General features: G+C 56.8%; 31 protein-coding genes and 1 tRNA gene. 29 read left to right on the top strand and 3 right to left on the bottom strand.

The window, feature by feature from the left end:
• Window positions 1–78: 78 nt before the first annotated feature.
• On the top strand, window positions 79–735 hold the full coding sequence (locus KKO72_RS07050) for an OmpA family protein (RefSeq protein ID WP_214936801.1): 657 nt from the start codon (window positions 79–81) through the stop codon (window positions 733–735).
• Window positions 736–782: 47 nt separating this feature from the next.
• On the opposite strand, the gene KKO72_RS07045 is transcribed toward KKO72_RS07050, so the two are convergent.
• Window positions 783–1,520 (bottom strand): Crp/Fnr family transcriptional regulator, encoded by a 738-nt coding sequence (locus KKO72_RS07045; protein WP_214936799.1) that lies wholly within the window; start codon window positions 1,518–1,520, stop codon window positions 783–785.
• 217 nt (window positions 1,521–1,737) lie between these two features.
• Here KKO72_RS07045 and KKO72_RS07040 point away from each other — a divergent pair, with 217 nt between their 5' ends.
• On the top strand, window positions 1,738–2,154 hold the full coding sequence (locus KKO72_RS07040; protein WP_371736835.1) for a response regulator: 417 nt from the start codon (window positions 1,738–1,740) through the stop codon (window positions 2,152–2,154).
• A 7-nt stretch (window positions 2,155–2,161) separates the two neighbouring features.
• Here KKO72_RS07040 and KKO72_RS07035 read toward each other — a convergent pair whose 3' ends face one another.
• Window positions 2,162–2,800 carry a response regulator transcription factor gene (locus KKO72_RS07035; RefSeq protein ID WP_214936795.1) on the bottom strand — a complete coding sequence of 213 codons (639 nt, stop codon included), beginning with the start codon at window positions 2,798–2,800 and terminating at the stop codon, window positions 2,162–2,164.
• Between the two features lie 176 nt (window positions 2,801–2,976).
• On the opposite strand from KKO72_RS07035, the gene KKO72_RS07030 reads away from it, so the two are divergent.
• The 7 genes from KKO72_RS07030 (at window position 2,977) to KKO72_RS07000 (ending at window position 11,268) form a co-directional block, all read left to right on the top strand.
• Window positions 2,977–4,341 carry a CHASE3 domain-containing protein gene (locus KKO72_RS07030; RefSeq protein WP_214936793.1) on the top strand — a complete coding sequence of 455 codons (1,365 nt, stop codon included), beginning with the start codon at window positions 2,977–2,979 and terminating at the stop codon, window positions 4,339–4,341.
• A gap of 275 nt (window positions 4,342–4,616) precedes the next feature.
• Complete coding sequence (locus KKO72_RS07025; RefSeq protein ID WP_214936791.1) at window positions 4,617–5,726, top strand: acyltransferase; 1,110 nt, start codon at window positions 4,617–4,619, stop codon at window positions 5,724–5,726.
• An 87-nt stretch (window positions 5,727–5,813) separates the two neighbouring features.
• Complete coding sequence (recG, locus tag KKO72_RS07020) at window positions 5,814–7,949, top strand: ATP-dependent DNA helicase RecG (protein WP_214936789.1); 2,136 nt, start codon at window positions 5,814–5,816, stop codon at window positions 7,947–7,949.
• Window positions 7,950–8,016: 67 nt separating this feature from the next.
• Complete coding sequence (locus KKO72_RS07015; RefSeq protein ID WP_214936787.1) at window positions 8,017–8,970, top strand: LysR substrate-binding domain-containing protein; 954 nt, start codon at window positions 8,017–8,019, stop codon at window positions 8,968–8,970.
• Window positions 8,971–9,011: 41 nt separating this feature from the next.
• Window positions 9,012–9,914 (top strand): Dyp-type peroxidase, encoded by a 903-nt coding sequence (locus KKO72_RS07010; protein ID WP_214936785.1) that lies wholly within the window; start codon window positions 9,012–9,014, stop codon window positions 9,912–9,914.
• Between the two features lie 10 nt (window positions 9,915–9,924).
• Window positions 9,925–10,791, top strand: coding sequence for a 4-hydroxybenzoate octaprenyltransferase (gene ubiA / locus KKO72_RS07005; protein WP_371736834.1), 867 nt, complete (start codon window positions 9,925–9,927; stop codon window positions 10,789–10,791).
• 96 nt (window positions 10,792–10,887) lie between these two features.
• Window positions 10,888–11,268, top strand: coding sequence for a diacylglycerol kinase (locus KKO72_RS07000; RefSeq protein ID WP_180125124.1), 381 nt, complete (start codon window positions 10,888–10,890; stop codon window positions 11,266–11,268).
• 141 nt (window positions 11,269–11,409) lie between these two features.
• Here the strand turns inward: KKO72_RS07000 and proC are convergent, their stop codons facing one another.
• A complete protein-coding gene (proC, locus tag KKO72_RS06995) occupies window positions 11,410–12,225 on the bottom strand; it encodes a pyrroline-5-carboxylate reductase (protein WP_214936781.1) in 816 nt (271 codons plus the stop codon).
• 599 nt (window positions 12,226–12,824) lie between these two features.
• On the opposite strand from proC, the gene rplN reads away from it, so the two are divergent.
• The 20 genes from rplN (at window position 12,825) to KKO72_RS06895 (ending at window position 22,351) form a co-directional block, all read left to right on the top strand.
• A complete protein-coding gene (rplN, locus tag KKO72_RS06990) occupies window positions 12,825–13,193 on the top strand; it encodes a 50S ribosomal protein L14 (protein ID WP_075585457.1) in 369 nt (122 codons plus the stop codon).
• 9 nt (window positions 13,194–13,202) lie between these two features.
• Complete coding sequence (gene rplX, locus KKO72_RS06985) at window positions 13,203–13,523, top strand: 50S ribosomal protein L24 (protein WP_214936779.1); 321 nt, start codon at window positions 13,203–13,205, stop codon at window positions 13,521–13,523.
• Window positions 13,524–13,525: 2 nt separating this feature from the next.
• Window positions 13,526–14,065 carry a 50S ribosomal protein L5 gene (gene rplE, locus KKO72_RS06980; protein WP_078366923.1) on the top strand — a complete coding sequence of 180 codons (540 nt, stop codon included), beginning with the start codon at window positions 13,526–13,528 and terminating at the stop codon, window positions 14,063–14,065.
• 8 nt (window positions 14,066–14,073) lie between these two features.
• Window positions 14,074–14,379 (top strand): 30S ribosomal protein S14, encoded by a 306-nt coding sequence (gene rpsN, locus KKO72_RS06975; protein ID WP_078365249.1) that lies wholly within the window; start codon window positions 14,074–14,076, stop codon window positions 14,377–14,379.
• Window positions 14,380–14,397: 18 nt separating this feature from the next.
• Window positions 14,398–14,793 carry a 30S ribosomal protein S8 gene (gene rpsH, locus KKO72_RS06970; RefSeq protein ID WP_214936776.1) on the top strand — a complete coding sequence of 132 codons (396 nt, stop codon included), beginning with the start codon at window positions 14,398–14,400 and terminating at the stop codon, window positions 14,791–14,793.
• Window positions 14,794–14,819: 26 nt separating this feature from the next.
• The gene (gene rplF / locus KKO72_RS06965) at window positions 14,820–15,353 is read left to right on the top strand and encodes a 50S ribosomal protein L6 (protein ID WP_078365251.1); all 534 of its coding nucleotides are present in this window, start codon (window positions 14,820–14,822) and stop codon (window positions 15,351–15,353) included.
• 11 nt (window positions 15,354–15,364) lie between these two features.
• Window positions 15,365–15,730 (top strand): 50S ribosomal protein L18, encoded by a 366-nt coding sequence (gene rplR / locus KKO72_RS06960; RefSeq protein ID WP_078365252.1) that lies wholly within the window; start codon window positions 15,365–15,367, stop codon window positions 15,728–15,730.
• Window positions 15,731–15,747: 17 nt separating this feature from the next.
• Window positions 15,748–16,272, top strand: a complete 525-nt coding sequence (gene rpsE / locus KKO72_RS06955) for a 30S ribosomal protein S5 (RefSeq protein ID WP_078365253.1) — start codon at window positions 15,748–15,750, stop codon at window positions 16,270–16,272.
• Window positions 16,273–16,285: 13 nt separating this feature from the next.
• Window positions 16,286–16,468: a 50S ribosomal protein L30 gene (gene rpmD / locus KKO72_RS06950; RefSeq protein WP_078365254.1), complete on the top strand. Its 183-nt coding sequence runs from the start codon at window positions 16,286–16,288 to the stop codon at window positions 16,466–16,468.
• A 10-nt stretch (window positions 16,469–16,478) separates the two neighbouring features.
• Window positions 16,479–16,910, top strand: coding sequence for a 50S ribosomal protein L15 (rplO, locus tag KKO72_RS06945; protein ID WP_214936774.1), 432 nt, complete (start codon window positions 16,479–16,481; stop codon window positions 16,908–16,910).
• Between the two features lie 22 nt (window positions 16,911–16,932).
• Window positions 16,933–18,243 (top strand): preprotein translocase subunit SecY, encoded by a 1,311-nt coding sequence (secY, locus tag KKO72_RS06940; RefSeq protein ID WP_214936772.1) that lies wholly within the window; start codon window positions 16,933–16,935, stop codon window positions 18,241–18,243.
• A gap of 11 nt (window positions 18,244–18,254) precedes the next feature.
• Window positions 18,255–18,473: a translation initiation factor IF-1 gene (gene infA, locus KKO72_RS06935; RefSeq protein ID WP_078365256.1), complete on the top strand. Its 219-nt coding sequence runs from the start codon at window positions 18,255–18,257 to the stop codon at window positions 18,471–18,473.
• A gap of 34 nt (window positions 18,474–18,507) precedes the next feature.
• Complete coding sequence (gene rpmJ, locus KKO72_RS06930; RefSeq protein ID WP_012348927.1) at window positions 18,508–18,621, top strand: 50S ribosomal protein L36; 114 nt, start codon at window positions 18,508–18,510, stop codon at window positions 18,619–18,621.
• 24 nt (window positions 18,622–18,645) lie between these two features.
• Window positions 18,646–19,011 (top strand): 30S ribosomal protein S13, encoded by a 366-nt coding sequence (gene rpsM / locus KKO72_RS06925; RefSeq protein ID WP_075585447.1) that lies wholly within the window; start codon window positions 18,646–18,648, stop codon window positions 19,009–19,011.
• A 19-nt stretch (window positions 19,012–19,030) separates the two neighbouring features.
• Window positions 19,031–19,435: a 30S ribosomal protein S11 gene (gene rpsK / locus KKO72_RS06920; RefSeq protein WP_078365257.1), complete on the top strand. Its 405-nt coding sequence runs from the start codon at window positions 19,031–19,033 to the stop codon at window positions 19,433–19,435.
• Window positions 19,436–19,512: 77 nt separating this feature from the next.
• Window positions 19,513–20,136: a 30S ribosomal protein S4 gene (gene rpsD, locus KKO72_RS06915; RefSeq protein WP_214936770.1), complete on the top strand. Its 624-nt coding sequence runs from the start codon at window positions 19,513–19,515 to the stop codon at window positions 20,134–20,136.
• A 100-nt stretch (window positions 20,137–20,236) separates the two neighbouring features.
• Window positions 20,237–21,226, top strand: coding sequence for a DNA-directed RNA polymerase subunit alpha (gene rpoA, locus KKO72_RS06910; RefSeq protein ID WP_078365259.1), 990 nt, complete (start codon window positions 20,237–20,239; stop codon window positions 21,224–21,226).
• Between the two features lie 61 nt (window positions 21,227–21,287).
• Complete coding sequence (rplQ, locus tag KKO72_RS06905) at window positions 21,288–21,677, top strand: 50S ribosomal protein L17 (RefSeq protein ID WP_180125112.1); 390 nt, start codon at window positions 21,288–21,290, stop codon at window positions 21,675–21,677.
• Between the two features lie 18 nt (window positions 21,678–21,695).
• Window positions 21,696–21,772, top strand: a tRNA-Met gene (locus KKO72_RS06900).
• 294 nt (window positions 21,773–22,066) lie between these two features.
• On the top strand, window positions 22,067–22,351 hold the full coding sequence (locus KKO72_RS06895) for a hypothetical protein (protein WP_214936768.1): 285 nt from the start codon (window positions 22,067–22,069) through the stop codon (window positions 22,349–22,351).
• The last annotated feature ends 3 nt before the right edge of the window (window positions 22,352–22,354 follow it).

Here is a 22,354-nt window from a genome sequence, read left to right as displayed (position 1 = left end):
TGCTGTGTGCGCTGGCGCACGGCAAGTTGCCACCTGTGGGTGATATAAGTTTTGTTTTGGAACTCACAAGGACTCACCATGACCCCATTCACATCTTCTGCCCGTCTGGCCACCACCGGTCTGTGCGCCCTGGCTTTGCTGGCCAGCGGTTGCGCCAACATGTCTGATACACAGCGCGGCACGGCCATTGGCGCCGGTGTTGGCGTGTTGGCAGGCGCCGCCGTTGGTGACAGCAAAAAGTCTGCAGCCATTGGTGCCGGCCTGGGCGCTTTGGGTGGATACATCTGGTCGAACCAGATGGCGAAGAAAAAAGCCGCCATGGAGCAGGCCACCGCCGGTACCGGTGTAGCAGTGACTCAAACGGACGACAACCAGCTCAAACTCAACATCCCGAGTGATATCTCGTTTGACACTGGGCGCGCCAACATCAAGTCCAATCTGCAGCCTATCCTGGACCAGTTTGCACAGGGTCTGTCCAGTCAGCACAACACCGAAATCCGCATCATTGGTCACACCGACAGCACCGGCTCGGATGGCATCAACAACCCGCTGTCAGTCAACCGCGCTGTCAGCGCACGGGAGTACCTGGCCTCGCGTGGTGTGGATGCACGTCGCATCCAGATCGATGGCCGCGGTTCGCGTGAACCGATTGCGGACAACAACACCGAGGCGGGCCGTGCCAAAAACCGCCGTATCGAGATCTTCCTGGCCGAACGTGCGACCGCTGCACGTTAAGGACGGATCTGATGACAGCGCGGGCTGTGGCGGCCCGCGCCGCTGATTTATGCTGCCAGTGGCAAGGACAGAGGCATCGTGCTTTGGTATTGTTTCTTGGCTGCGGCATAACACTCGCAGGCCCCACGCTCCAGCCGCTGCCTATCCAGTACCGTGACGTGACCGCGGCGGTAACGGATCACGCCACTGAGCTGCAGTCTGTGGGCCGCAGCGGTGATGCTTTCACGCCGCACCCCCAGCAGGTTGGAGAACTGTTCATGGGTCATGGACAGCTCGCGTTGAGGTGAGCGGTCCAGCCCAATCAGCAGGCGTCGGCAGAACTTTTGCTCGACCGAATGGAAGTGGTTGCACACCGCCATTTGCGCCATTTGTGCCACCTGGGCATGGGCGTAACGCAGTAGCAAGGGCAAGGCTGGGCCGCCTTGTGACAGCTCGTGTCGCACCGCATGTGCGTTCAGACGGTAGCCGCTCCCGGCACTTTGTACCACCGCCTCGCTGGCGAGGGTGCTTGCGCCCATCAGCGCATCGATGCCAATGACACCGTCGTTGCCCACCGCACCAATTTCGGTGGATGCGCCGTCTCGTGTGATGTACAGCAAGGACACGATGGCGGTGGTCGGAAAGTACACATAAGCCGGGGTGGCGCCAGAGGTGTGCAAGGACTTGTCCAGAGGAAGGTCAATGAACTCGAGTTGGGTACGCCAGCGAGTCCACACCGACTCGGGCAACGCAGCCAAGAAGTGGTTTTGCCGTGGATCGCCAGTGGGGCGTGAGGGGATCTGCATCGTGCTCTCCTGGTGGTTTGTGTCGGTTTGGATGATGCCCACCGACATGTCTGCCGGCTATCAGCAAGCACCGCCAAGCGTTGTGGGCCTTGTCCTACAAAGTGACTGGCCTGGCCCCTTCTTGCAACGACCACATCCGCACAAGTTGCGGTCTTGTCCTACAGCTTTCAGGCAGGTTTTCCGATATCCTGCGTGCCACACACCAGCCCGTTGGCCGGTGGCTTTGTCAAACGAGAGGTCGTTTTTTGTGAGCTTGCGCATTTTTCTCGTTGAGGACAGCTTGACGATCCGTGTCAGTTTGATAGACATGCTGACGGAGCTTGCGGATGCGTGCTTGGTGGGCATGGCAGAGCAACAAACCGAGGCCATGGCGTGGTTACGCGAGCACCCAGACGGATGGGATGTGGCCATCGTGGATATTTTTCTCAAACGCGGATCAGGTTTGCCAGTGCTCAGTGCCTGCGCTGGCCGCTCACCCAAACAACGGGTGCTGGTGTTGTCCAACTACGCCACATCTGAGATGCGGTCGCAGGCTTTGCGTTTGGGGGCGGATCGTGTGTTTGACAAGTCGCAAGACGTCGATGCCTTGATCGACTACTGCCGCCAAGTGGGGCTGGATGTGAAGCTGCCCTGAGCAGCCCTCAATCTAGCAGCCCGTTTTTCAGGGCGTAGTAGGTCAAGTCACTGTTCGAGGACAGCCCCATTTTCTCCAGGATGCGGGTGCGGTAGGTGCTGACGGTTTTGGCGCTCAGGCACAAGGACTGGGCAATATCACCCACGGTTTCACCTTTGGCCAGGCGCAACAACACCTGCAGCTCGCGCGCGGACAGTTGCTCGTGCGCTGCAGCGTCGTTTGGCCGGTTCAGTTGGCCTGCCAACAGGTCTGCAATCTGGGGCGTGATGTAGCGGTTGCCACCCGCAATACGACGTACCGCCGCCAAGACGTCTTCGGGTTCGCATTGTTTGTTGAGATAACCGCTGATGCCACGGCGTAACAAGGACACGGCGTAGTGCTCCTCGGGGTAACCGCTCAAGATCAGGATGCCCAAGTCGGGCGCGTGGGCTTGGATCCTGGCCAACACGTCCATGCCCGATTGTTTGGGCATGGAAATGTCCAGGATCAGGACGTCCAGTTGGTGTTGACGCACCACCTCCAGCGCTTGGGCTCCATCACCGGCTTCAGCGACGACCTCGATGTCGGGCTGGTCCGTGAAGAAGCCTCGCAGACCGCTGCGCACCAAGGCATGGTCGTCGATGATGGCAATTTTGATGTTTGTCATGATGCGGTAGGTGGCCCATTATGATGGCGGCGCAGCTCAGACCCGTGGCGCCCTGCGGTCAAGCGCAATGTGCATCAGGGCTGGCAATGAGGCGAATGATGCGTACATACGGGAACTGGTTCAGTGTGATTGACAGGGTCCGCCAACATGCTTGGATCAGAAGGGTCCGCAAGTTGTTGTCCCGGCAAGCCGTGATTCTTGGCTTGGCGGTGATGGTCGCTGTGTTGTTGATCATCGCGAGTGAACTCAACTTCTATGCCGCCAGCGAAGCTTCTCACAACAACGCGCTTGTTGCTGAGCGACAGACCAGAATCTACGATGTACAGCGCCTGTTGCTGGATGCCGAAACCGGGCAACGGGGTTATATGCTCACTGGCGACCCAAGTTATCTGCAGCCCTATACCCAAGCCGTGACCGAGGTCGAGGCGTCGCTCAACAGCTTGCGGGCGCTGGTTGTGAGCAATGGCCGGATGACATCTGAGTTCAGTGTGTTGTCGCGCGCGATTTCGCGCAAACTGGCAGAACTGGAGCTCACGATCCAGCTGCGCCAGTCAGGTGCTGAACACGAACCCTGGCAGACTGTGATGGAAACCGGCCTTGGGCGGCAGTACATGAACGCCGTGCGTGCAGCTTCGGATGCGTTGCTGAAGTCGGCTTCTCAAGATTTGACGCGGCAAACCACCAAGCTCCAGCAGAGCTTGCAGGCCTCGCGTCTGAGTTTTTTGATCTCGGCGCTATTTTGTTTGCTGGCATTTGGCTTGTATTTGCGTGGCTCGACCAAATTGCATGAGGCCTCGCAAAAGCGCGCCCAAGATCTGCTGCACGAAAAAGCCAAACTGGAAGGTTTGGTGGCACTGCGCACCGCTGAGCTGGAGCGGCTTGCCAACCATTTGATCAATGTGCAGGAACGCGAGCGCGAGCGTTTGGCCCGGGAACTACATGACGAGTTGGGCTCCTTGCTCACGGCAGCCAAGTTTGATGTGGCGCGTGTCAAATCCAGGTTGCCAGCCGAACCACCCGACCTGCACGAGCGACTGAGTCACCTGACAAACACGCTCAATGCTGGCATCGCGATCAAGCGAAAAATTATCGAAGATTTGCGCCCCTCCTCCCTGTCCAACCTGGGCTTGCCCGCTGCGCTTGAGATTTTGGTGCAGGAGTTCAGAGCCAACACGCAGTTGACGGTGGAGACCAGTGTGGATGCGCTTGAGTTGGACGACGGGCAACAACTGGGGGTGTACCGTCTGGTGCAAGAGGCTTTCACCAACATTGCCAAACACGCTCATGCCACGCGGGTGCAGGTGCTGGTCAAAAACTACAGGAACCATATAGAGGTGGTGGTGAGCGACGATGGTGTCGGTTTTGACGCCGGACAAACCAAAAACGCGAGCCATGGTTTGTCGGGCATGCGCCAGCGCATGCATGCGCTGCAAGGGCGGCTGGAACTCAACTCTGCCCCTGGCCATGGGACCACCATCAAGGCCATTTTGCCGCTGGGCTTGTCCGCTGCCGCGGATGTGTCGCCCCCTCTGTCCACGTGAACAGCGTCGCAAGAGGCACCCAGCCGCTCAAGGCTAAGGGGGACGCCATGCGTGGCGGCATCCTGGTTCAGGCCAGGTTGGCCATCAAGTAAAATAGACCCTTTTGTGAAGGTGCTTGCCCAGCTCGGGCAGATCGCGGGTCAGAAGACGTGCTGCCAGTGTGTTGTTGTGGTGTGCGCGCTGTCGCCTTTGGTGGTTCCGGGCTCAGTGTGGTCCAGGTCGGCCACGCTGCACCGGCCTGAAGCACCCATCGCAAGCAGCCTCTCATTTATCCCATGTCTTCATCCCTGACCACCGTCTGCCCGGCGCAGCGGCAACGTCTGCCCTTGGTGGATGCGTTCAAAGCGGTTGCCTCACAGTTGATCGTCCTGCATCACCTGGCCTTTTATGGTCCGCTATCGGATGGTGCCTACCTGCTGGCCCCCGATCTGGTGGCCTGGTTCAGCCAGGACGCTCGTATGGCGGTGCAGGTGTTTCTCGTGATTGCCGGTTTTCTGGCGGCACGCAGCCTGGCGCCCGAGGCGGTGCTGGTCACCGCCAAGCCCTTGACCCAGCTGTGGCAGCGTTATGTGCGGGTGGCCTTGCCCTACATCGCAGCGCTGCTGGTGGCCATCGCCTGCACCCAACTGGCCGGCCAATGGATGCAGCACGACTCCTTGCCCGACCCGCCCACACTCTGGCAGTTTGTCAGCCATGTCCTGCTGCTGCAGAGTGTGCTGGACGTGGATGCACTCTCGGCCGGGGTCTGGTATGTGGCGATTGATTTCCAGCTGTTTGCCTTGCTGCTGCTGCTGCTCTGGGCCGCCCGGCGCTGGCCCGACACACCGTCCACACGCCGCCGCCGCCTGGCGCGGGCGCTGGTGTGGGGGCTGGGGTTGGCGTCCCTGTTTTATTTCAACCGCGATGCCGGCTGGGACAACTGGGCGCTGTACTTTTTTGGCGCCTATGGTCTGGGGGCTTTGGCGTACTGGTTCAGTCAACTGCCCTCGGGGCGGGCGCGGCGCTGGCGCATGTGGGCGCTGGTGCTGTTGACGCTGCTGGCGCTGGTGTTCGACTTTCGCGCCCGCATTGCTGTGGCGCTCACGGTGGCACTGGTGCTGGCCTGGTCCTTGCGCAAGGGCTGGCTCTACAGCTGGCCACGCAGCCCGGTGCTGGCCTACCTGGGCCAGATTTCCTACTCGGTGTTTTTGCTGAATTTCCCGGTGGCGCTGGTGGTCAACGCCTGGTTCACACGGTATGGCTCGGACGATGTCTGGGTGCAGACGGCGGGTGTGCTGGTGGCCTGGCTGGCCTGTAACCTGGCGGGTGCGGCTTTTTACCATCTGGTGGAGCAAAAACTCAGCCGCCTCGGGCGGCCCAAAACAGCTCGGGTCTTGTCTGCCTGAGCTGGGGCGCTATCTGGCGGCACCGAGCCTGAGCGCCGTGGCAAGGTGTTTGGCCCTCGTGACCCGAAGCACGGGCAAAATCGGCACATGCCCAAGCCGTCCGCCACCTCTGCCGCCGCGCCGCCCACCAAGCCGCTGAGCGGCCCGCAGAAAGCCCTGCGCAAGCTGGGCCTGGACCGGCCGATCGACCTGGCACTGCATCTGCCGCTGCGTTACGAGGATGAGACCCGCCTGGTCAAACTGCGGGATGTACGCGAGGGTGAGCTGGCCCAGGTCGAGGGCACGGTGCGCCACTGCGAGGTCCGGATCACCGGCAGCCGCCAGCTGCTGGTGACGTTGGACGACGGCACCGGCACCTGCCTGCTGCGCTTTTTCACCTTTTACCCCTCGCAGCAGAAGGCCCTGGCGGTGGGCAACCAGATCCGGGTGCGGGGTGAAATCCGCGGTGGTTTTGCCGGGTTGACGATGATGCATCCGACTTTTAAACCTGCCGGTGGGCCACTGGCCACCGCGTTGACCCCGGTGTACCCGACGGTGGCCGGTTTGCCCCAGGCCTACCTGCGCCGCGCCGTGGACGCCGGGCTGGCGCGTGCTGAGTTGGTCGACACCATTCCCTCGGTGCATTTAAGCCAAATTGGCCTGCAGCCCAAGTGGAATATGCGCCAATCGCTCTCTTTTTTGCATCACCCGACGCCGGACGTGACCTTGGCCACCTTGCAGGACCACAGCCACCCGGCTTGGCAGAGGCTCAAGGCCGAGGAGTTGCTGGCGCAGCAGCTCTCGCAATTGCAGGCCAAACGCGAGCGCGCGGTCTTGCGCGCACCCGCGCTGACAACGGACGATGCGCTTACTTTGTCACCGCTCCCACAGGGTGACGGCAGCGGCCACCCCGCGCGCCAGCCGCTGTATGAGCGCCTGCTGGCGACCTTGCCGTTTGCGCTGACCGGCGCCCAGCGCCGCGTCTGCGAAGAAATCACCCACGACCTGCACCAGACCGTGCCCATGCACCGCCTGTTGCAAGGTGACGTGGGTTCCGGCAAAACCGTGGTGGCGGCATTGGCGGCCGCGGTGTGTATCGACGCCGGTTGGCAGTGTGCGCTGATGGCGCCCACCGAAATTCTGGCGACACAACACTTTGCCAAACTGGTCGGCTGGCTGCATCCGCTGGGCATCATCGTGGCCTGGCTCACCGGCAGCCAGAAGGCCAAAGAGCGGCGCGAGATGCTGGCGCTGATTGCCAGTGGCCAAGCGCAGCTGGTGGTGGGCACCCACGCGATCATCCAGGACAAGGTGCAATTCCATCGGCTGGCGCTGGCCATCATCGACGAACAGCATCGCTTTGGTGTGGCGCAGCGACTGGCTCTGCGTGGCAAGCTGGTTGACGCGCTGGAACCGCATCTTTTGATGATGACGGCTACGCCGATTCCGCGCACGCTGGCCATGAGTTATTACGCTGATCTGGACGTGTCTACCATTGACGAGCTACCGCCCGGGCGCACACCAATCATCACCAAGGTGGTCAACGACGCCCGCCGTGACGAGGTGGTGGCACGCATCCGGGGTCAGATTGCCGAGGGGCGGCAGATTTATTGGGTCTGCCCGCTGATCGAAGAGAGTGAGGCGCTGGACCTGCGCAACGCTACCGAAACCCACGCCCAGCTCAGCGCCGCGCTGCCCGGGGTGATGGTGGGCCTGCTGCATTCGCGCATGCCGGTGGCCGAGAAGCGGGCGGTGATGAGCCTGTTCACCGGTGGCCAGATGGGTGTGCTGGTCAGCACCACGGTGATCGAGGTCGGGGTGGATGTGCCCAACGCCAGCCTGATGGTGATCGAACACGCCGAGCGTTTTGGCCTGAGCCAATTGCACCAACTGCGTGGCCGGGTTGGGCGTGGCGCGGCGGCCTCGGCCTGTGTGCTGCTGTATTCCACCGGCGATGCACCGCGCCTGAGTGAAACCGCGCGTGAGCGGCTGCGTGCCATGGCCGAGAGCAACGATGGCTTCGAGATCGCCCGGCGTGACCTCGAGATCCGCGGCCCCGGCGAATTCATGGGTGCGCGCCAGTCGGGTGCGGCGCTGCTGCGTTTTGCCGATGTGGTGGCCGACGCGGGCCTGCTGGCCTGGGCGCGCGAGCTGGCACCCCTGATGCTGGACCAGCACCCGGCACTGGCCCAGCAGCATGTGTTGCGCTGGCTCGGTGGCAAGGCCGAGTTTCTGAAGGCCTGAGTGCGGGCCGCCCTGCCTGTTGATCCAGCCCAAAACCAAGCGACCGTTCTGATAAGACAATAGCCCCATGACTCTGACCGAACTCAAGTACATCGTGGCGGTGGCGCGTGAACGCCATTTTGGCAAGGCCGCCGAAGCCTGTTATGTGTCGCAGCCGACCCTGTCGGTGGCGGTGAAGAAGCTCGAAGAAGAACTGGATGTGAAGCTGTTTGAGCGCAGCGCCAATGAGGTGTCGGTCACCGCACTCGGTGAGGCGATCGTGCGCCAGGCGCAAAGTGTGCTGGAGCAGGCCGCCGCGATCAAGGAGATCGCCAAACGTGGCAAAAACCCGCTGGCCGGTGCGCTGACCCTAGGTGTGATCTACACCATCAGCCCCTATTTGTTGCCTGCGCTGGTGCGCCAGGTGATCGAGCACACGCCCGAGATGCCGCTGATGCTGCAGGAGAACTTCACCGTCAAGCTGCTGGAGATGCTGCGCACCGGTGAAATTGACTGCGCCATCCTGGCCGAGCCCTTTCCCGACGCCGGGCTGGCTCTGGCGCCGCTGTACGACGAGCCTTTCATGGCGGCGGTGCCCACCCACCACCCGCTGGCCAGTCAGGACTCGGTGACCAGTGAGCAGCTCAAGAGCGAGACCATGCTGCTGCTGGGCGCGGGCCATTGTTTCCGTGACCATGTGCTCGAAGTCTGCCCCGAGTTCGCGCGTTTTTCGGCCAATGCCGAGGGCATCCGCAAAAGTTTTGAGGGTTCGTCGCTGGAAACCATCAAACACATGGTGGCCGCTGGCATGGGCGTCACCCTGGTGCCACGCTTGAGTGTTCCCAAGGAGGCGCTAGAGCCAAGCTCCAAACGCAAACGCGATGAGGAGCCGTTCATTAAATACCTGCCCTTTGCCGGTGACCCGCCCACCCGCCGGGTGGTGCTGGCCTGGCGGCGCAGCTTCACCCGCTACGAAGCGATTGCCGCGCTGCGCAACGCGATTTATGCCTGCGAATTGCCCGGTGTGCGCCGTCTTTCCTGAGCAAATAGCTATCAATATTGAATCAATCTGGAGTGGAGTTCATGGTCGAGTGTCAAACCGCAGTGCTGGCGGAGGTTCCCAAGCTGGGGCGGTATGTGTTTTTTTCGGTGGCGCCGGTGTCGGTCGATGTGGTACGCAGTGCCCTGACCCGGCTGGCCGCGCAGGTCGACGGTACGCAGGTGCTGGTCGGACTGGGGCCGGAGCTGGTGCAGTTGTTGGGGGCCGAGGTGCCGGGGTTGCGTGGGTTCACCGCTTTGTCCGGCCCGGGGGTGGTTGTGCCAGCCACACCCAGCGCCCTGTGTTGCTGGCTGCGTGGTGACGACCTAGGCGACCTGATGCACCTGACCCGCCGTCTGCAGCAGGCTCTGGCGCCGGCCTTGGTGTTGGATCAGGTGATCGAAGCCTTCCGTCACGGGCGGGGTCCGCAGGGCCATGGTTTGGATGTGACGGGTTACGAAGACGGCCTGGAAAACCCGGTGGACGACGCTGCAGAAGTGGCGGCGCTGGTGCAGGGCGCCGGACCCGGGCTCGATGGCAGTAGTTTCATGGTGGTGCAGCAATGGCGGCACAACCTGGATGTGTTTGAGGCGATGAGCCCCGAGCAGCAAGACCACACGGTGGGCCGCCGTCGTAGCGACAGTGAGGAGCTGGATGACGCCCCCGAATCTGCCCACGTCAAACGCACGGCGCAAGAGAGTTTCACACCCGAGGCTTTCGTGTTGCGTCGCTCCATGCCCTGGGTGCAGGGTGAGCAGGCCGGACTGGTGTTTGTGGCGTTTGGCCGCTCGTTTGATGCGTTTGAGGTTCAGATGCGGCGCATGGCCGGGCTGGACGATGGTCTGGTGGATGCCTTGTTTGCCATGTCGTGCCCGATCAGTGGTGCCCAGTTCTGGTGTCCGCCGGTATTGGGTGGCCGTCTGGATTTGCGGCAAGTGGGTTTGTGAGGTGCGCAGCGTGAGTGTCTGGCAGAAGAAATTGGGCTTGTATCTGGATCTGATCCGCTGGAGCCGACCGGCTGGCTGGCTGCTGCTGCTGTGGCCCACACTGGGGGCCTTGTGGGTGGCGGCGGGCGGTTTTCCGGGCTGGCACTTGCTGGCTGTGTTTGTGCTGGGCACGGTGCTGATGCGCAGCGCGGGTTGTTGTGTCAACGACGTGGCCGACCGCGAGTTTGACCGCCACGTCAAACGCACCGCGCAGCGCCCGGTGACCAGCGGGGTGCTCTCGGTCAAAGAGGCACTGGGCGTGGGGGCGGTGCTGGCGCTGCTGTCGTTTGCTCTGGTGTTGACCACCAATCCCATCACGGTGCTGCTGTCATTTGCGGCGCTGGCGGTGACGCTGATCTACCCCTTTGCCAAGCGTTGGGTGTCGATGCCACAGGCCGTGCTGGGGCTGGCGTTCAGCATGGGCATTCCGATGGCCTTTGCCGCAGTGCAGGGTGCGGTGCCGCCGCTGGCCTGGTGGTTGATGCTGGGAAACTCGTTCTGGGTGCTCGCCTATGACACCGAGTACGCCATGGTCGACCGCGACGATGACCTGAAGATTGGCATCAAAACCTCGGCCATCACCCTGGGCCGCCTGGATGTGCCAGCGGTGCTGCTGTTTTACCTGCTATTCATTGGAATTTGGCATCTAGCCCTTATGAATAAAGGGCTTGGTGCTATTTATTTGGTGGCAATGGGTGTGGCCCTGGTGCAAGTCGCCTGGCATTACAGCCTGATTCGCCACCGCAGCCGTGAGGGTTGTTTCAAGGCTTTTCAGCTCAACCATTGGCTGGGGTTTGCGGTGTTTGCTGGTATTGCGGCTGGCTACGCCGTGTCATGACGCCGCATGCTCCCCACCTCGCCGGGTCTCACCTGGCGGTTCAGGTCCAAGTTGTTGGCCTGATTCAAAACCACATCACAAGCTTCTGGAGTGTCTATGTCAGACAGTGAAAAGAGCCCGTTCAAGGGCAAAACGGGCTTGAGCCGGATCGTGAATGCCGCGACCTACTCTCTCCAAGGCCTCCAGGCTGCATGGGCCGATGAAGCCGCCTTTCGGCAGGTGTGCCTGTTGGCGCTGGTCGGCTTGGTGCTGATGGCCTGGCTGCCCCTGTCAGCCCATGACCGGGTCCTGATTGTGTTTGCCCATGTGTTCAGCATCGTGGTGGAACTCATCAATTCGGCCATCGAAGCCGCGGTGGATCACACCTCGCTCAAAGTTCACCCGATGGCCAAGCGCGCCAAGGACCTGGGCAGCGCCGCCCAGTTGGTCAGCCTGCTCAATATGGCGGCCATCTGGCTGATTGTGCTGCTGGGGTGAGCCTCAAACGGCTGGTGCGTCGGCAGCGCAGGGGGTGATGGCAACGCAAGCTGTTTCAGCCACAAACAGCTTGTGCTTGCCGGAGTCCTTCGGCGGCCGAGGCGCTGAGATTCCGGGCGCCTAGTCAGTACGGGCCTCGTTTTATGCGACGCCGAATTCGGCGCCCAGCTTTTTGGCGCGTTCGCGGGCGGCGTACATGGCATCGATGAACAAGGCGCGCACGTCGTTGTCTTCCATGCTGGAGATGGCGGCAAACGTGGTGCCACCTTTGGAGGTGACGCGTTGGCGCAGCACCTGAGGGCTGTCTGCCGAGGTTTGGGCCAGATCGCTGGCGCCAGCAAACGTGGCGACTGCCAGGTGCTCGGCCTGTTCCCGGCTCAGCCCCATTTCGGTGCCAGCCATGGTCATGGCTTCCATGAAATAGAACACATAGGCCGGACCGGAGCCGGACAGGGCGGTGACCACGTCGAGTTTGTCTTCGGTATCCAGCCAGAGAAACTCACCTGTGCTTGCCATCACCCGTTCCACCTGTGCGCGGTCTTCGGCGCTGGCGCCCGCGCGGGCAAACAAGCCGCTGATGCCTTTGCCGATCAGCGCGGGGGTATTGGGCATGGCGCGCACCACACGCTGGGTGCCGAGCCAGGCGGCCATGCTGTCCGTGGGGATGCCAGCGGCCACGCTCAGATGCAAGGCGCTGCCGGTGAACGGACCGGCAGCCACGGCGGCGTCCTTGAACGCCTGGGGTTTGATCGCCCACACCACGAGGGAGGCTGTGGCCAGGCTTGGGTTGGCTTGTGCCTGGGCAGTGATGCCAAAACTGCTGCTGAGTTGCTGACGTGCTCCCTCTGATGGCTCCACCACGTCGATGTGCTGTGGTGAAACGCCCTGTTTGATCAGTCCGCCGATGATGGCGCTGGCCATGTTGCCGCCGCCGATAAATGCAATGCGCTCGCTCATAAATATAGGCGGTGACAGGACCGCTGCTTGATTGTGGAAAACAACAAGTCTAATCAATTGGGCTTACACATTCCCTTCTGTGACGAGGCTGGCAAGAGGTAAAAAAATCGATATCTTTTGGGTCGGTCATCCAGTGAAAGGCCTGGCCTGTCCCACTTGCCCGGTTGGTAACACGTTGTCGCCAAAGCTGATCTGTGTAGAGTTACTGATCCAACAGGTGTGGCGAATGGTGTGGCCGTAGGGATGGCGCCCTCAGAGGTAGTTTGGAGGCCTGATGCTTGCCTGTCCAGCACCGCTGTCTCTGGAAGCGACTTGACTATGCCCACAGCCTTGGCGACTTGCAGAAACCAACAGCACACGTGAAGCGAATAGATGTTCTGGCAGCTTGTTCCAACACCGTTCGTTGCAAATCTCAAAAAAGTTTTGACCGGCTTCTCTTTTTAATGCATAATACGTGGCTTCGCTTGAAAAAGTATGAAGTGTCTGCCCAAAGCTGACGGTGTGAGTGGTTCACGCCGAGTGCAACGGGCCCAAGACTGACTGGAAAGCGGTTTGCGTTGTGCAAGCTCAGGTTTCTGGTGCAAGTTGGGAATAAACAAATGATCCAAACCGAATCTCGACTCGAAGTCGCCGACAACACCGGCGCGAAGTCCGTTCTGTGCATTAAGGTGCTGGGCGGATCCAAGCGTCGCTACGCCAGTGTTGGCGACATTATCAAAGTGAGCATCAAAGAGGCTGCTCCGCGTGGGCGCGTCAAGAAGGGCGATGTCTACAGTGCTGTGGTTGTTCGCACTGCCAAGGGTATCCGTCGTAGTGATGGCTCTTTGGTGAAATTTGATGGCAATGCGGCTGTGCTGCTGAATGCCAAGCTGGAGCCTATTGGCACCCGCATCTTTGGGCCGGTGACCCGTGAACTGCGTACTGAAAAGTTCATGAAGATCGTGTCCTTGGCTCCTGAAGTTTTGTAAGGACTCCTCATGAACAAAATTCGCAAAGGCGACGATGTCATCGTGTTGACGGGTCGTGACAAGGGTAAGCGCGGCAAAGTTTCGCTGCGTAGTGATGACTCTCATCTGGTGGTTGAGGGTGTCAATGTGGTTAAGAAGCATGCCAAGCCCAATCCCATGAAGGGTGAGGCGGGTGGTATTGTTGAAAAGACCATGCCGATTCACCAGTCCAATGTTGCAATTTTTAATGCGGCAACTGGCAAGGCTGATCGGGTTGGTATCAAGTTGCAGGCTGACGGCAAACATGTTCGTGTTTACAAGTCAAGCGGCGAAGAAATCAAGGTGGCATGAACATGGCTCGTTTGCAAGAACTCTATCGGGAAAAGCTGGCTCCTGAGTTGATGGCCAAATATGGCTACAAGTCGCCAATGGAAGTGCCTCGCCTCACCAAGATCACCTTGAATATGGGTGTCAGTGAAGCGGTTGCTGACAAGAAGGTGATGGATCATGCTGTGGGTGATTTGACCAAAATTGCTGGTCAGAAGCCTGTGGTGACGATGTCCAAGAAGGCTATTGCTGGTTTCAAGATTCGTGAAAACCAAGCAATTGGTTGCATGGTGACTCTGCGTGGCGCCCAAATGTACGAGTTCCTGGATCGTTTTGTGACTGTGGCTTTGCCGCGGGTTCGCGACTTCCGTGGTATCTCGGGTCGTTCTTTTGATGGCCGTGGTAACTACAACATTGGCGTGAAAGAGCAAATCATTTTTCCTGAAATTGAGTACGACAAGGTGGATGCCCTGCGCGGTCTCAATATCAGTATCACAACAACGGCCAAAACCGATGATGAGTGCAAGGCGCTGCTCGCAGGTTTCCGTTTCCCCTTCAAGAACTGAGGTGATCTGTGGCTAAGATGGCTTTAATCGAGCGTGAGCTCAAAAGAGACAAACTGGTTGCCAAGTACGCAAAAAAACATGCGGAATTGAAGGCGATATCCAACGATGCCAAGCGCACCGATGAAGAGCGCGCTGCTGCTCGCTTGGGTTTGCAAATGTTGCCCCGTAATGCCAATCCGACTCGTCAGCGTAACCGTTGTGCGATCACTGGTCGCCCACGTGGAACCTTTGCGCAGTTTGGTTTGGCTCGGGCCAAAATTCGTGAAATGGCTTTTGCTGGAGAAATCCCCGGCATGGTCAAGGCCAGCTGGTAAGCGGCAGGAGACATAGATATGAGTATGAGTGATCCTATTGCTGACCTGTTGACGCGCATTCGCAATGCGCAGATGGTTGCCAAGACTTCTGTTCGCGTGCCTTCTTCCAAGGTGAAAGTGGCGATTGCCCAAGTTCTGAAGGACGAAGGTTATATCGACGACTTCAAGATCAATGCCGTTGAAGGTAAACAAGAGCTTGAAATTGCTTTGAAGTATTACGCTGGTCGCCCGGTTATTGAGCGTATTGAGCGCGTCAGTCGCCCTGGGTTGCGTGTCTACCGTGGTAGCGATGCGATTCCACAAGTGCAAAACGGCCTGGGTGTCGCGATTGTCACAACGCCCAAGGGTGTGATGACCGATCGCAAGGCCCGCGCTACCGGTGTCGGTGGTGAAGTGCTTTGCTACGTCGCCTGATGCGTGACATTTAGGAGTAACAGAACATGTCTCGTATTGGAAAAATGCCGGTTGCCATTCCTGCTGGGGTGGAAGTGGTTTTGTCTGAGACGCAAGTGAGCGTCAAGGGTGCAGGTGGTTTGTTGTCTTTGACTCAAAACAGCCTGGTCAAAGTGGTTAGCGAAGGTGGTAAGGTCAGTTTCACAGCTGCCAACGACTCTCGTGAAGCGGATGCCATGTCCGGTACCTATCGCCAGTTGGTTAACAACATGGTGGTTGGTGTCAGCAAGGGTTTTGAGAAGAAGTTGACTTTGTTGGGTGTGGGTTACAAGGCGCAAGCTCAAGGTAACAAACTCAATCTGGTGGTGGGTTATTCGCACCCTGTCAACAAAGACATGCCTCAAGGCATTTCTGTGGCCACACCGACACCGACTGAAATCGTGATCAAGGGTGCTGATCGTCAGCGCGTTGGTCAGGTTGCTGCTGAAATTCGTGCCATTCGGCCGCCTGAGCCATACAAGGGCAAGGGCATCCGTTATGCGGATGAAAAAGTCGCAATCAAAGAAACGAAGAAGAAATAAGGAGCTGCACTATGTTGACCAAAAAAGAACAGCGTCTTCGCAGAGCTCGTCAGACCCGAATCAGGATTGCCAACCAGGGTGTGGCTCGCTTGACAGTCAATCGCACCAATTTGCACATTTATGCCAGCGTGATTTCTGGCGATGGCTCCAAAGTTTTGGCAACTGCATCTACGGCCGAAGCCGAAGTGCGTCAGTCTTTGGGTGCATCGGGCAAGGGTGGCAACGTGGCTGCGGCTCAAATCATCGGCAAGCGTGTGGCAGAAAAAGCCAAGGCTGCCGGTATTGAGAAGGTGGCATTTGATCGGGCGGGATTTGCGTACCATGGCCGCGTCAAAGCGCTGGCAGATGCAGCACGTGAAGCTGGCTTGCAGTTCTAAGCAGATCGGAAATTAAGATGGCTAAAGTACAAGCGAAGATGCAGGGTAAGGCAGAGGGTCCTGAGGACGGTTTGCGCGAAAAAATGATCGCGATCAACCGTGTGACCAAAGTTGTCAAGGGTGGTCGTATTCTTGGCTTTGCAGCACTGACTGTTGTTGGCGACGGTGATGGCACTGTTGGTATGGGCAAGGGCAAATCGAAAGAAGTGCCTGCAGCTGTCCAGAAGGCAATGGAAGAGGCCCGTCGCAACATGACGAAAGTCTCGTTGAAGAACGGTTCGATTCATCACAAAGTGATGGGTCAACACGGTGCTGCATCTGTGATGATGGCACCTGCCCCTAAGGGTACTGGCATTATTGCTGGTGGTCCTATGCGTGCGGTGTTTGAAGTGGTTGGTATCACTGACATCGTTGCAAAGAGCCACGGTTCTAGCAATCCTTACAACATGGTCCGTGCAACGCTCGATGCCCTGTCGCACGCAACAACACCATCGGTGGTGGCTGCGAAACGCGGCAAGACCATCGAAGAGCTGTTCGCTTGATTGGAGAATCCAGATGACGACCGAAAAAAAAGTAACAGTTCAACTGGTGCGTAGCCCGATCGGCTGTGCAGCATCCCACCGAGCTACCGTTCGCGGTTTGGGTCTGCGCAAAATGCGTAGCACCAGCGAACTGGTTGATACGCCTGAAGTGCGTGGCATGATTAACAAGATCAGTTATCTGGTCAAGGTGCTCTAAGAGGTTCATGATGGAATTGAATGGCATTAAGCCCGCTGATGGCGCTAAACATTACAAGCGGCGCGTTGGCCGTGGTATCGGGTCCGGTCTGGGTAAAACCGCTGGTCGCGGGCACAAAGGTCAAAAGTCTCGTGCTGGTGGCTACCATAAAGTGGGTTTTGAAGGCGGTCAAATGCCTATGCAACGCCGTTTGCCAAAGCGTGGCTTCAAGTCTGCTTTGCTCAAATTCAACGCCGAAGTTACCCTGTCCGCACTCAACTTGCTTGATGCTACTGAAGTGAATTTGGTTGTGCTCAAGCAAGCTGGTTTGGTTGGCGAACTTGCCAAAGTGGTAAAAGTTATCAAAACTGGCGAGTTGACGAAAGCAGTCAAATTGACAGGCATTGGTGCTACTGCTGCAGCAAAAATTGCTATCGAAGCCGCTGGCGGCTCCTTGGTTTAATTCGTATTCGAGATAACTGCACGTGGCAACGAGTTCGGCATCCTCAGCTAAAACAGATAAGTACGGCGACTTACGTCGTCGTCTTATATTTTTGTTGCTGGCATTGGTGGTTTACCGTGTCGGCGCACATATTCCGGTGCCTGGCATTGATGCTGCGCAGCTGCAACAGTTCTTCAAGGGCCAGCAGGGCGGTATTCTGGGCATGTTCAACATGTTCTCAGGTGGAGCATTGTCCAGGTTCACTATATTTGCACTTGGTATCATGCCCTATATCTCTGCATCGATCATCATGCAGTTGATGGGATATGTCTTGCCGGCATTTGAACAACTGAAAAAAGAAGGTGAAGCTGGTCGACGTAAGATCACGCAATATACCCGCTATGGAACCCTCGGTTTGGCCTTGTTCCAGTCTTTGGGAATTGCTGTTGCCTTGGAAAGTTCCGCTGGCCTAGTGATCTCTCCCGGTTTTGGTTTTCGTGTAACCGCAGTCGTGACTTTGACTGCCGGTACTTTGTTTTTGATGTGGTTAGGCGAGCAAATCACTGAGCGTGGTTTGGGAAATGGCATATCAATTTTGATCTTTGGCGGGATTGCAGCAGGTTTGCCAAACGCCATCGGTGGATTGTTGGAGCTGGTTAGAACTGGCGCGATGAGCATCATTGTTTCGTTGTTCATCATCGTTCTCGTTGCTCTCGTGACTTACTTTGTGGTTTTTGTCGAGCGAGGCCAAAGAAAGATTCTTGTGAACTATGCCCGGCGACAGGTCGGTAACAAGGTGTATGGTGGTCAATCTTCCCATTTGCCTTTGAAGCTGAATATGGCTGGTGTTATCCCTCCAATTTTTGCATCTTCGATTATTCTGTTGCCAGCGACTATTGCGGGTTGGTTCAGTTCAGGTGAGTCAATGCGCTGGTTGAAGGATATTGCCGGCTCTTTGTCACCAGGCCAGCCTGTGTACGTGATGTTTTATGCGGCAGCGATTATATTTTTCTGCTTTTTCTACACGGCTTTGGTCTTCAATAGTAAAGAAACGGCTGACAACTTGAAGAAGAGCGGGGCTTTTGTTCCTGGTATTCGTCCTGGTGAGAATACAGCCAAGTACATCGACAAAATTCTGCTCCGTTTGACATTTGTTGGTGCGATTTACATAACGCTGGTTTGTTTGCTTCCTGAATTTTTGATTTTGAAGTACAACGTTCCATTCTATTTTGGTGGTACTTCGCTGTTGATCATTGTTGTTGTGACTATGGATTTCATGGCGCAAGTTCAAAACTACTTGATGTCCCAGCAATACGAATCTTTATTAAAGAAGGCTAATTTCAAGGCTTCTTGAAATGTTGATTTATGGCAAAAGACGATGTTATTCAAATGCAAGGGGAGATCGTAGAGAATCTTCCTAATGCGACCTTCAGAGTGAAATTGGAAAATGGCCACGTTGTGCTCGGTCATATCTCCGGGAAAATGAGGATGCACTACATCAGGATTCTGCCAGGGGATAAAGTCACGGTTGAATTGACACCATACGACTTGACCAGGGCGAGGATAGTCTTTAGAGCCAAGTAACAAGTTATTGTTTGGAATTGTTTAGGAGAATGAAATGAAGGTTTCGGCTTCGGTTAAGAAAATTTGCCGTAACTGCAAGATTATTCGGCGCAAAGGTGTTGTTCGTGTGATCTGTACAGATCCTCGTCACAAACAGCGTCAGGGTTAATTGCAAGAGTTATAGAGGATCAAAATGGCACGTATCGCTGGTATTAATATTCCGCCGCAAAAGCACTCTGAAATTGGTTTGACCGCCATCTTTGGAGTCGGTCGTAGTCGCGCACGCAAGATCTGTGAGGCTTGTGGTATTGATTACTCCAAGAAGATCAAAGATCTGACGGATGCAGAACTCGAAAAATTGCGCGATGAGGTCGGTAAGTTCACGATCGAGGGCGATTTGCGCCGTGAAACAACCATGAACATCAAGCGTTTGATGGATATTGGCTGTTACAGGGGCTTTCGCCATCGCCGCGGGCTGCCATTGCGCGGTCAGCGTACCCGCACGAATGCGCGGACGCGCAAAGGGCCGCGTAAAGCCGCTGCGTCCCTCAAAAAATGACATTGACTGAAAGATAACTATGGCAAAAGCACCCGCCAATAACGCAGCACAACGTGTCCGTAAGAAAATCCGCAAGAATGTTGCTGATGGTATTGCCCACGTCCACGCGTCATTCAACAACACCATCATCACGATCACCGACAGACAAGGCAACTCATTGTCTTGGGCGTCATCAGGTGGTCAGGGTTTTAAAGGCTCACGCAAGTCGACACCATTTGCGGCTCAAGTTGCTTCTGAAGTTGCTGGCAGGGCTGCGATTGAACAGGGCATTAAGAATCTTGATGTTGAAATCAAAGGCCCTGGCCCAGGACGCGAGTCTTCTGTTCGTGCGCTCGCTGCGCTGGGTATTCGTATCAATATGATTGCTGACGTTACACCGGTACCGCACAACGGTTGCCGCCCACAAAAACGTCGTCGTATCTAATTTTTTTCAACCAAGCCCACCGCCACGGTACTACCGTGGCTCCCGCTTTTTGCGGTAGCTGATTTAAAGGATTTCAAGTGGCACGTTACTTAGGCCCCAAAGCCAAACTCTCACGCCGTGAAGGCACCGATCTGTTCTTGAAGAGTGCACGTCGCTCTATCGGGGATAAAGCAAAATTTGACTCCAAGCCTGGCCAGCATGGCCGCACTTCCGGCGCTCGTACTTCCGATTTCGGTCTGCAATTGCGTGAAAAGCAAAAAGTCAAGCGCATGTACGGTGTGCTGGAGAAGCAGTTCCGCCGCTATTTTGAGGAAGCGGACCGTCGCAAAGGCAATACGGGTTCAAATCTGCTGTTCCTGTTGGAAACCCGGTTGGACAACGTCGTCTACCGCATGGGTTTTGGTTCCACACGTGCCGAAGCGCGTCAATTGGTGTCGCACAAAGCTGTTCTCGTCAATGGAAAGCCTGTCAACATCCCGTCTTACATGGTGAAGGTTGGTGATGTGTTGTCTATTCGTGAAAAGTCAGCCAAGCAAAACCGCATTGTTGAGGCTTTGCAATTGGCCCAACAGGTTGGCATGCCCGCGTGGGTTGATGTCAATGCAGACAAGGCGCAAGGCATTTTCAAGGCCATTCCAGACCGTGACCAGTTCGCGGCCGATGTGAATGAATCTTTGATCGTCGAACTGTATTCACGTTAAGCCGAGTCATTTACGGGTTGAGATACAGGCCTGTATAGGCCTTTGATCGTCTAGTCAGCCTTACCGATGTAACGAGTCGGGGGTATTGAGAGGAAAATTCATGCAAAGTAGTTTGTTAAAGCCAAAAGCAGTTCAAGTTGAGCAACTGTCGGCGCACCGGGCAAAAGTGGTGCTTGAGCCTTTTGAGCGCGGCTACGGCCATACTTTGGGTAATGCGTTGCGTCGGGTGCTGTTGTCCTCCATGCCAGGCTATGCGCCAACCGAAGTGACGATCGCCGGTGTATTGCACGAATACTCTTCTATCGACGGCGTTCATGAGGATGTAGTCAACATTCTTTTGAACCTGAAGGGTGTCGTCTTCAAGTTGCACAACCGCGATGAGGTGACACTCAGTTTGCGCAAAGACAGTGAGGGGGTCGTTTCTGCTGGAGACATCCAGACGCCTCATGACGTTGAAATTGTGAATCCTGAACATGTGATTGCCAATTTGGCTGCCGGTGGCAAGCTGGACATGCAGATCAAGGTTGAAAAAGGCCGTGGGTATGTGCCTGGCACGTTGCGCCGCCATGGCGATGAGTCGTCTAAATCCATTGGGCGGATTGTTTTGGACGCATCGTTCTCCCCGGTTCGCCGCGTGAGTTATACCGTGGAGAGTGCGCGTGTTGAGCAGCGGACCGATCTTGACAAGTTGATTCTTGATATTGAAACCAACGGTGCAATTTCCGCTGAAGATGCCGTGCGTGCATCAGCAAAAATTCTTGTTGAGCAATTGGCGGTGTTCGCGCAGTTGGAAGGTGGCGACATTGACGCCATCGTTTCTCCATCTTCTCGGGGCAATGCCCAGTTTGACCCGGTGTTGTTGCGCCCGGTTGATGAGTTGGAGTTGACGGTTCGGTCAGCCAACTGTCTCAAAGCAGAAAATATTTATTACATTGGTGATTTGATCCAACGCACTGAAAATGAGTTGTTGAAGACACCTAACCTGGGACGTAAGTCTCTGAATGAAATCAAGGAAGTTTTGGCCTCTCGTGGCTTGACCCTGGGAATGAAACTTGAAAGCTGGCCACCGGCCGCACTTGAAAAGCGTTGATTTAAAACGCCTCGGGCAGTACCTGATACGGCTGCTTGTTAAATAAACTAAGGAAATTACCATGCGTCACGGACTCGGACTTCGTAAACTTAACCGCACCTCTTCTCATCGTTTGGCCATGCTGCGCAACATGATGAATTCGCTCATTGAGCATGAAGTCATCAAGACCACTGTGCCTAAAGCCAAAGAACTTCGTCGCGTTGTTGAGCCGATGATCACCTTGGCTAAAGAAGCCACTGTTGCCAACCGTCGTTTGGCTTTTGATCGTTTGCGTGATCGTGACAGCGTTGTGAAGCTCTTCAACGAACTTGGCCCCCGCTTCAAGGCACGTCCAGGCGGTTACACCCGTATCTTGAAGATGGGCTATCGCGTCGGTGACAACGCGCCTATGGCTTTGGTTGAATTGGTTGACCGCCCAGCAGCAGTTGAGCCGATTGAAGCCGCAGAATAGGTTATAATTTAAAGCTACCGCGCGATGGAGCAGTCTGGTAGCTCGTTGGGCTCATAACCCAAAGGTCGGAGGTTCAAATCCTTCTCGCGCAACCAATCAAATCAAGCACTTAGCTTGTATCAAAAGCCCGCTTTAAGCGGGCTTTTTGTTTTGTTTTGTGTTGGCACAGCTTCGTTGATTGCACATTCGACGCTGGTTTTGTGTTGCTCATCGCAGGCGTATGCCATTGTTAGCCTGTGGAGCCTGGTCTGAACGTCGCTGTGATTCATCTACGACGTCCGTTATTTCGACGCGTGCGCAGTCTTTACCGTGTCACGAATTCTTCATGTTGTCTCTGCATACTGCCATCGGCACCCTGCCAGATTCAGCCAACCCGTGGAGAAACTACCATGAACCAAAACACCGACACCGCATTGGGCACTGATGACGCATTTTTGCCGGAGGATGCTGATTTTGAATCGGTGGGCGACCACCACCGTGCGGCTGCTCACCATTTTGCCGCTGCGGCGCGGCACCATTTGGCAGCGGCGGCGGCAGATGACGAAGGTGACACCGAGACCGCCGACCGCCATTCGTTCTTGGCCTACCGCCAACGTCTCAATGGTGTGCAATACGCTGAAATTGCTGTCATGGACAGTGAAAGCGCCGAAGACGTGATTGAGAGCAGGCTCTGAAAC

Origin of the sequence: Rhodoferax sp. U11-2br (assembly GCF_018619435.1) — a bacterium.
Classification (GTDB): domain Bacteria; phylum Pseudomonadota; class Gammaproteobacteria; order Burkholderiales; family Burkholderiaceae_C; genus Rhodoferax.
This window is presented reverse-complemented; position numbering and strand designations above follow the sequence as displayed.

Bases quoted from the DNA above. Each gene is read 5' to 3' on its own strand.
- KKO72_RS07050 (WP_214936801.1), top strand. From the start codon at position 79: ATGACCCCATTCACATCTTCTGCCCGTCTGGCCACCACCGGTCTGTGC.
- KKO72_RS07045 (WP_214936799.1), bottom strand. From the start codon at position 1,520: ATGCAGATCCCCTCACGCCCCACTGGCGATCCACGGCAAAACCACTTC.
- KKO72_RS07035 (WP_214936795.1), bottom strand. From the start codon at position 2,800: ATGACAAACATCAAAATTGCCATCATCGACGACCATGCCTTGGTGCGC.
- KKO72_RS07025 (WP_214936791.1), top strand. From the start codon at position 4,617: ATGTCTTCATCCCTGACCACCGTCTGCCCGGCGCAGCGGCAACGTCTG.
- recG (WP_214936789.1), top strand. From the start codon at position 5,814: ATGCCCAAGCCGTCCGCCACCTCTGCCGCCGCGCCGCCCACCAAGCCG.
- KKO72_RS07015 (WP_214936787.1), top strand. From the start codon at position 8,017: ATGACTCTGACCGAACTCAAGTACATCGTGGCGGTGGCGCGTGAACGC.
- KKO72_RS07010 (WP_214936785.1), top strand. From the start codon at position 9,012: ATGGTCGAGTGTCAAACCGCAGTGCTGGCGGAGGTTCCCAAGCTGGGG.
- KKO72_RS07000 (WP_180125124.1), top strand. From the start codon at position 10,888: ATGTCAGACAGTGAAAAGAGCCCGTTCAAGGGCAAAACGGGCTTGAGC.
- proC (WP_214936781.1), bottom strand. From the start codon at position 12,225: ATGAGCGAGCGCATTGCATTTATCGGCGGCGGCAACATGGCCAGCGCC.
- rplN (WP_075585457.1), top strand. From the start codon at position 12,825: ATGATCCAAACCGAATCTCGACTCGAAGTCGCCGACAACACCGGCGCG.
- rplX (WP_214936779.1), top strand. From the start codon at position 13,203: ATGAACAAAATTCGCAAAGGCGACGATGTCATCGTGTTGACGGGTCGT.
- rplE (WP_078366923.1), top strand. From the start codon at position 13,526: ATGGCTCGTTTGCAAGAACTCTATCGGGAAAAGCTGGCTCCTGAGTTG.
- rpsH (WP_214936776.1), top strand. From the start codon at position 14,398: ATGAGTATGAGTGATCCTATTGCTGACCTGTTGACGCGCATTCGCAAT.
- rplF (WP_078365251.1), top strand. From the start codon at position 14,820: ATGTCTCGTATTGGAAAAATGCCGGTTGCCATTCCTGCTGGGGTGGAA.
- rplR (WP_078365252.1), top strand. From the start codon at position 15,365: ATGTTGACCAAAAAAGAACAGCGTCTTCGCAGAGCTCGTCAGACCCGA.
- rpsE (WP_078365253.1), top strand. From the start codon at position 15,748: ATGGCTAAAGTACAAGCGAAGATGCAGGGTAAGGCAGAGGGTCCTGAG.
- rpmD (WP_078365254.1), top strand. From the start codon at position 16,286: ATGACGACCGAAAAAAAAGTAACAGTTCAACTGGTGCGTAGCCCGATC.
- rplO (WP_214936774.1), top strand. From the start codon at position 16,479: ATGGAATTGAATGGCATTAAGCCCGCTGATGGCGCTAAACATTACAAG.
- infA (WP_078365256.1), top strand. From the start codon at position 18,255: ATGGCAAAAGACGATGTTATTCAAATGCAAGGGGAGATCGTAGAGAAT.
- rpmJ (WP_012348927.1), top strand. From the start codon at position 18,508: ATGAAGGTTTCGGCTTCGGTTAAGAAAATTTGCCGTAACTGCAAGATT.
- rpsM (WP_075585447.1), top strand. From the start codon at position 18,646: ATGGCACGTATCGCTGGTATTAATATTCCGCCGCAAAAGCACTCTGAA.
- rpsK (WP_078365257.1), top strand. From the start codon at position 19,031: ATGGCAAAAGCACCCGCCAATAACGCAGCACAACGTGTCCGTAAGAAA.
- rpoA (WP_078365259.1), top strand. From the start codon at position 20,237: ATGCAAAGTAGTTTGTTAAAGCCAAAAGCAGTTCAAGTTGAGCAACTG.
- rplQ (WP_180125112.1), top strand. From the start codon at position 21,288: ATGCGTCACGGACTCGGACTTCGTAAACTTAACCGCACCTCTTCTCAT.
- KKO72_RS06895 (WP_214936768.1), top strand. From the start codon at position 22,067: ATGAACCAAAACACCGACACCGCATTGGGCACTGATGACGCATTTTTG.